This is a genomic window from Enterobacter cloacae complex sp. SYL001 (assembly GCF_049237025.1).
GTDB classification, from domain to species: domain Bacteria; phylum Pseudomonadota; class Gammaproteobacteria; order Enterobacterales; family Enterobacteriaceae; genus Enterobacter; species Enterobacter intestinihominis.
On record NZ_JBMKJI010000026.1, the window covers coordinates 67,992 to 74,638 of the forward strand.

The window sequence follows — 6,647 nt, forward strand, 5'->3', positions numbered from 1 at the left end:
TCCTTAAGCCGTTTTCAGCGTGCCAACCGGACGGGCTGGCTCAACTGCTGGATAGTAGGGTTCGTTATGGCGCGCTTTGTTACGCAGACCTTCCGGCACCTCATAAAGCGGACCGAGGTGCTGATATTGCTGAGCCATATCGAGATAGCGAGCGCTGCCGAGCGTATCCAGCCAACGGAACGCGCCGCCGTGGAACGGAGGGAAGCCGAGGCCGTACACCAGCGCCATATCGGCTTCTGCCGGGCTGGCGATAATGCCTTCTTCTAGGCAACGCACTACTTCGTTGATCATCGGGATCATCATCCGGGCGATGATCTCATCGTCAGTGAAGTCGCGTTTTGGCTGACTGACGTCGGCCAGCAGGCCATCCACCGCCGGATCTTCTTCTTTCTTCGGTTTGCCTTTGCTGTCTTCTTTATAGCGCCAGAAGCCCAGACCGTTTTTCTGCCCAAAGCGGTTGGCGTCGAACAGGGCGTCAATGGCGTCGCGATAATCTTTCTGCATGCGCTGCGGGAAGCCCGCCGCCATCACCGCCTGCGCGTGATGGGCAGTGTCGATGCCGACAACGTCCAGCAGGTACGCCGGGCCCATCGGCCAGCCGAACTGTTTTTCCATCACTTTGTCGATTTTGCGGAAGTCTGCGCCGTCGCGCAGCAGCTGGCTGAAACCGGCGAAGTACGGGAACAGCACGCGGTTAACGAAGAAGCCCGGGCAGTCGTTAACGACGATTGGCGTTTTGCCCATCTTGCTCGCCCACGCCACCACTTTGGCGATGGTTTCGTCGGAGGTTTTTTCCCCGCGGATCACTTCGACCAGCGGCATGCGATGCACCGGGTTAAAGAAGTGCATTCCGCAGAAGTTTTCCGGACGCTTCAGCACGCTTGCCAGCTCGCTGATAGGAATAGTGGAGGTGTTGGAGGCCAGTACGGTCTCAGGACGCACCTTCTCTTCCGTTTCGGCCAGCACTGCTTTTTTGACTTTCGGATTCTCAACGACCGCTTCAACCACCACGTCCACGCGCTCAAAGCCGCTGTATTCCAGCGTTGGCTGGATGGTGGAGATCACGCCTGCAAGCTTCAGACCGTCAATTTTGCCGCGCTCAAGCTGTTTATTCAGCAGCTTGGCCGCTTCGGTCATGCCCAGCGTCAGGGATTTCTCGTTGATGTCTTTCATCACTACCGGCACGCCTTTCCATGCAGACTGGTAGGCGATGCCGCCACCCATAATGCCCGCGCCGAGTACCGCCGCGTGTTTTGGCGTTTCAACGTTTTTGGTGAGTTGTTTGGCTTTGCCCTTCACGAACTGATCGTTAAGGAAGATACCAACCAGCGCGCGGGCTTCGTTGGTGTGCGCCAGCGGGACAAAGCTCTGGTTTTCCAGCTTCAGGGCTTCATCACGGCCCAGACGGGCTGCCGCTTCAATGGTTTTCACCGCCGTGATCGGCGCCGGGTAGTGTTTACCCGCCGTCTGCATCACCATGCCCTTGGCGATGGTGAAGCTCATGGTGGCTTCAATTTTGCTGAGCTTCAACGGCTCCAGCTTTGGCTGACGTTTGGCTTTCCAGTCGAGATCGCCGTTAATCGCCTGACGCAGAATGGCGACAGCGCCTTCAATCAGTTTTTCAGGCTTAACCACGCCGTCCACCAGACCGATTTTCTGCGCCTGTTCCGCGCCGACATCTTTACCTGCGGCAATGATTTCCAGCGCGCTGTCGGCACCCAACATGCGCGGCATACGCACCGAGCCACCAAAGCCCGGCATAATGCCCAGTTTGGTTTCCGGCAGGCCGATGCGCAGGTCTGGGGTCGCCAGACGGTAATCAGTGGCTAACACGCATTCGCAGCCGCCGCCCAGCGCGTAACCGTTAACGGCAGAAAGGGTCGGGACAGGCAGATCTTCCAGACGATTAAAGACGCTGTTCGCAAAGTGCAGCCACTGGCTCAGCTGTTCTTCGGGCACCAGGAACAGCGACAGGAATTCGGTGATATCCGCGCCAACGATAAAGGCCGCTTTGTTGGAGCGCAGCAGCAGCCCTTTCAAATCTGATTGCTTTTCAAGTACATCCAGCGCCTGGCCAAGACTGGCCACCGTCGCGGTATCAAGCTTGTTCACTGAGCCGGGGGCATCGAACACCAGTTCGGCAATGCCATCTTCCAGCCAGTCTACGTACAGGGTGTCGCCTTTGTAGAGCATGTCGGTCTCCTGAATCCAGCAATTGGATCTGGTCATACCAGATGAAACGGAGTGTGGAATTTATGTTAATAAAATGCAAATTAGTCATTAAGAAATTGCTGCGCTGATCACGGTCGGTGGAAATCACGCAGCCGGAGTGAGGTGTGCTAAGATGCGATGACTTGAGGTCAAAAAAACGAAAGGAAGAATGATGGACTCACTGGCTTCGCTTTATAAAAATCATATCGTTACCCTACAGGAACGTACCCGCGATGTACTGGCCCGCTTCAAGCTGGATGCCCTGCTGATCCACTCCGGCGAGCTGATGAATACTTTTCTTGATGACCACGCTTATCCCTTCAAGGTTAACCCGCAGTTTAAAGCCTGGGTGCCTGTCACGCAGGTTCCAAATTGCTGGCTGCTGGTGGATGGCGTGAACAAGCCGAAACTGTGGTTCTACCTGCCGGTCGATTACTGGCACAACGTGGAGCCGCTGCCGACCTCATTCTGGACCGAAGAAATTGACGTGATTGCGCTGCCAAAAGCAGACGGCATTGGCAGCCAGTTGCCAGCGGCGCGTGGGAACATCGGCTACATTGGTCCGGTTCCTGAGCGTGCGCTGGGTCTGGATATTCCGGCAGATAAACTCAACCCGAAAGGCGTGCTGGATTACCTGCACTACTATCGCGCCTACAAGACCGACTACGAACTTTACTGCATGCGTGAAGCGCAAAAAACGGCGGTGAATGGCCACCGTGCGGCGCACGAAGCGTTCCAGTCCGGTATGAGCGAGTTCGATATCAATCAGGCCTACCTGACGGCGACCGGCCACCGCGATACCGACGTGCCGTACAGCAACATCGTGGCGCTGAATGAACATGCCTCGGTTCTGCACTACACCAAACTGGATCATCAGGTTCCGGCTGAGATGCGCAGCTTCCTGCTGGACGCGGGGGCTGAGTACAATGGCTATGCGGCAGACCTGACCCGTACCTGGGCGGCGAATGCGGATACTGATTTTGCGCAATTGATCAAAGACGTGAACGACGAACAGCTGGCGCTGATTGGCACCATGAAGGCCGGAACCAGCTATGTGGATTATCACATCCAGTTCCATCAGCGCATCGCTAAACTGCTGCGTAAGCATCAGATTGTCAAAGACATGAGCGAAGAGGCGATGGTTGAGAACGATTTGACCGGGCCATTTATGCCGCACGGTATCGGCCACCCGCTGGGTTTACAGGTTCATGACGTCGCGGGCTTTATGCAGGATGATACCGGTACGCACCTGGCGGCACCGTCTAAATATCCTTATCTGCGCTGCACCCGCGTTCTGGCGCCGCGTATGGTATTGACCATCGAGCCGGGTATCTACTTTATTGAATCCCTGCTGGCGCCGTGGCGCGAAGGGCAGTTCAGCAAGCACTTCAACTGGGAGAAAATTGAAGCGCTGAAGCCGTATGGCGGCATTCGTATCGAAGATAACGTGGTTATTCACGAGAACAGCATCGAGAACATGACGCGAGATCTGAAGCTGGCCTGATGGAAAGCTGGCTGATACCGGCCGAGCCGGTCACCTTTGTTGAGGAAATCAAGAAAAGCCGCTTTATCACGCTGTTGGCGCATACTGACGGCGTGGAGGCGGCGAAGGCGTTCGTCGAGTCCGTCCGCGCGCAGCACCCCGATGCCCGCCATCACTGTGTGGCGTGGGTCGCAGGGCCGCCAGACGACTCACAGCAGCTCGGGTTTTCTGACGACGGTGAACCGGCGGGTACGGCCGGAAAACCGATGCTATCCCAGTTGATGGGCAGCGGCGTGGGTGAAATCACCGCCGTCGTGGTCCGCTACTACGGGGGCATTTTGTTAGGCACCGGAGGGCTGGTTAAAGCCTACGGAGGGGGTGTCCAGCAGGCGCTTAATCTGCTGATAACAACCCGCAAAACGCCACTTACGGAATATACTTTGTTATGCGATTACGCCCAGCTATCGGGTATCGAAGCACTGCTTAAACAGTTTAACGGCGTCATCGCACACAGTGATTATCAGGCAATGGTGCAATTACGCGTGGCGCTTCCTCAGGCGGAACTGGCTGCTTTTTCAGCAAAACTCGCTGATTTTAGTCGCGGTTCATTGCAATTACTGCCGATTGAAGAATAATCCCCACCTCACAATTTTGAATTCCTAAGGAAGCGGCAGAGATGCATTTTCGTGCCATTACCCGAATCGTTGGATTGCTGGTCATACTTTTCTCCGGGACAATGATCATTCCCGGACTGGTGGCGCTTATCTACCGGGACGGCGCGGGGCGTGCATTTACGCAAACCTTTTTTGTCGCGCTGACGATTGGCTCCCTGCTGTGGTGGCCAAACCGCCGTGAGAAAGGTGAACTGAAATCCCGGGAGGGTTTTCTGATCGTGGTCCTGTTCTGGACGGTACTGGGAAGCGTGGGTGCGCTGCCGTTTATCTTCTCTGAACAACCGAATCTCACCGTCACGGATGCGTTTTTTGAATCGTTCTCCGGATTAACGACCACCGGGGCCACCACGCTTGTGGGGCTGGATTCACTCCCGCATGCAATTCTCTTTTACCGGCAGATGCTCCAGTGGTTCGGCGGTATGGGGATCATCGTGCTGGCGGTGGCTATCCTGCCGATTCTGGGCGTCGGGGGGATGCAGCTTTACCGGGCTGAAATGCCCGGCCCGTTGAAAGATAACAAGATGCGCCCGCGTATTGCGGAGACGGCGAAAACCCTTTGGCTTATTTATGTCCTGCTGACGGTGGCCTGCGCGCTGGCGCTGTGGTTTGCCGGGATGCCTGCGTTTGATGCCATCGGGCACAGCTTTGCCACTATCGCTATCGGCGGGTTCTCCACCCACGATGCCAGCGTTGGGTACTTCGACAGCCCGACGATCAATACCATCATTGCCATCTTTTTGCTGATCTCAGGCTGTAACTACGGTCTACACTTCTCGTTGCTTAGCGGCCGGAGCCTGAAGGTGTACTGGCGCGACCCGGAATTCCGGATGTTTATTGGCGTCCAGTTGACCCTGGTGATCATCTGTACCCTGGTACTGTGGTTCCACGATGTCTATAACTCGGCGGTCACGACCCTGAACCAGGCCTTCTTCCAGGTGGTATCGATGGCGACAACCGCCGGTTTCACCACGGACAGTATTGCGCGTTGGCCGCTGTTCCTGCCGGTGCTGCTGTTGTGCTCTGCGTTTATCGGCGGCTGTGCCGGGTCGACGGGCGGCGGCCTGAAGGTGATCCGTATTCTGCTGCTGTTCAAGCAGGGGAACCGTGAACTTAAACGTCTCGTCCACCCGAATGCGGTTTACAGCATCAAGCTGGGCAATCGTGCACTGCCGGAGCGTATCCTCGAAGCGGTGTGGGGATTCTTCTCCGCTTATGCGCTGGTCTTTATTGTCAGTATGCTGGCGATTATCGCCACGGGCGTGGATGATTTCTCTGCCTTCGCCTCTGTGGTGGCAACGTTAAACAACCTGGGGCCGGGGCTGGGTGTCGTGGCGGATAATTTCGCCAGTATGAACCCGGTGGCAAAGTGGATCTTAATCGCCAATATGCTGTTTGGTCGTCTTGAGGTCTTTACGCTGCTGGTGCTGTTTACCCCAACATTCTGGCGTGAGTAAGGAGACATTGGTGAAAACGTTAATTCTATTCTCAACGCGTGATGGGCAAACGCGTGAGATTGCTTCATATCTGGCTTCTGAACTCAAAGAGCTGGGCATTTATTCTGATGTGGTGAACCTGAATCGCACTGAACAGCTTGCCTGGCAGGATTACGACCGTGTGGTCATTGGCGCTTCAATTCGTTACGGTCATTTCCATCCGGCGCTGGATCGCTTTGTGAAAAAGCATACGGCGGAGCTCGCTAAGCTGCCCGGCGCGTTTTACTCGGTCAACCTGGTTGCCCGTAAAGCAGAGAAGCGTACACCGCAGACTAACAGCTATACGCGCAAGTTTTTGCTGAGCTCGCCATGGCAGCCCGATATCTGTTCTGTCTTTGCGGGCGCGCTGCGTTACCCGCGTTACCGCTGGTATGACCGCTTTATGATCCGCCTGATCATGAAGATGACGGGCGGGGAAACGGATACGCGTAAAGAAGTGGTTTATACCGACTGGGATCAAGTGGCCAGTTTTGCCCGTGAAATTGCACGTTTAACGGACGATTCGCGGGTTAAATAAGCGATGAGTTTGAAAAGTGAGCGAACGAAAAGTTTTTTGTATTTAGTGCTTGTCACTTCAGAAGAACTCCCTATAATGCGCCTCCACTGACACGGAACAACGGCACGCAAGCCGCCGGGTCAGCAGAGAAAAGCAAAACAAACGCTTGACTCTGAAGCGGGAAAGCGTAATATGCACACCCCGCGCCGCAGCGAAAACGTAGCGGCACTGCTCTTTAACAATTTATCAGACAATCTGTGTGGGCACTCAAAGTGACATGGATTCTTAAC

General features: G+C 55.4%; 5 protein-coding genes. 4 read left to right on the forward strand and 1 reads right to left on the reverse strand.

Annotated elements, in window-relative coordinates; translation table 11 throughout:
• Positions 1 to 3: 3 nt before the first annotated feature.
• Complete coding sequence (fadB, locus tag ACOTZP_RS19555; protein WP_023298848.1) at positions 4 to 2,193, reverse strand: fatty acid oxidation complex subunit alpha FadB; 2,190 nt, start codon at positions 2,191 to 2,193, stop codon at positions 4 to 6.
• 190 nt (positions 2,194 to 2,383) lie between these two features.
• Here fadB and pepQ point away from each other — a divergent pair, with 190 nt between their 5' ends.
• From pepQ to hemG, 4 genes are read left to right on the forward strand one after another with little or no spacing between them, the layout of a single operon-like run.
• A complete protein-coding gene (pepQ, locus tag ACOTZP_RS19560; protein WP_017382602.1) occupies positions 2,384 to 3,715 on the forward strand; it encodes a Xaa-Pro dipeptidase in 1,332 nt (443 codons plus the stop codon).
• Positions 3,715 to 4,329: an IMPACT family protein gene (locus ACOTZP_RS19565; protein ID WP_015572737.1), complete on the forward strand. Its 615-nt coding sequence runs from the start codon at positions 3,715 to 3,717 to the stop codon at positions 4,327 to 4,329. The genes pepQ and ACOTZP_RS19565 overlap by 1 nt, the downstream gene beginning before the upstream one ends.
• Before the next feature lie 41 nt (positions 4,330 to 4,370).
• Positions 4,371 to 5,822 carry a Trk system potassium transporter TrkH gene (gene trkH, locus ACOTZP_RS19570; protein ID WP_022649737.1) on the forward strand — a complete coding sequence of 484 codons (1,452 nt, stop codon included), beginning with the start codon at positions 4,371 to 4,373 and terminating at the stop codon, positions 5,820 to 5,822.
• 10 nt (positions 5,823 to 5,832) lie between these two features.
• Positions 5,833 to 6,378 carry a menaquinone-dependent protoporphyrinogen IX dehydrogenase gene (hemG, locus tag ACOTZP_RS19575; protein WP_023298846.1) on the forward strand — a complete coding sequence of 182 codons (546 nt, stop codon included), beginning with the start codon at positions 5,833 to 5,835 and terminating at the stop codon, positions 6,376 to 6,378.
• Positions 6,379 to 6,647 lie beyond the last annotated feature (269 nt).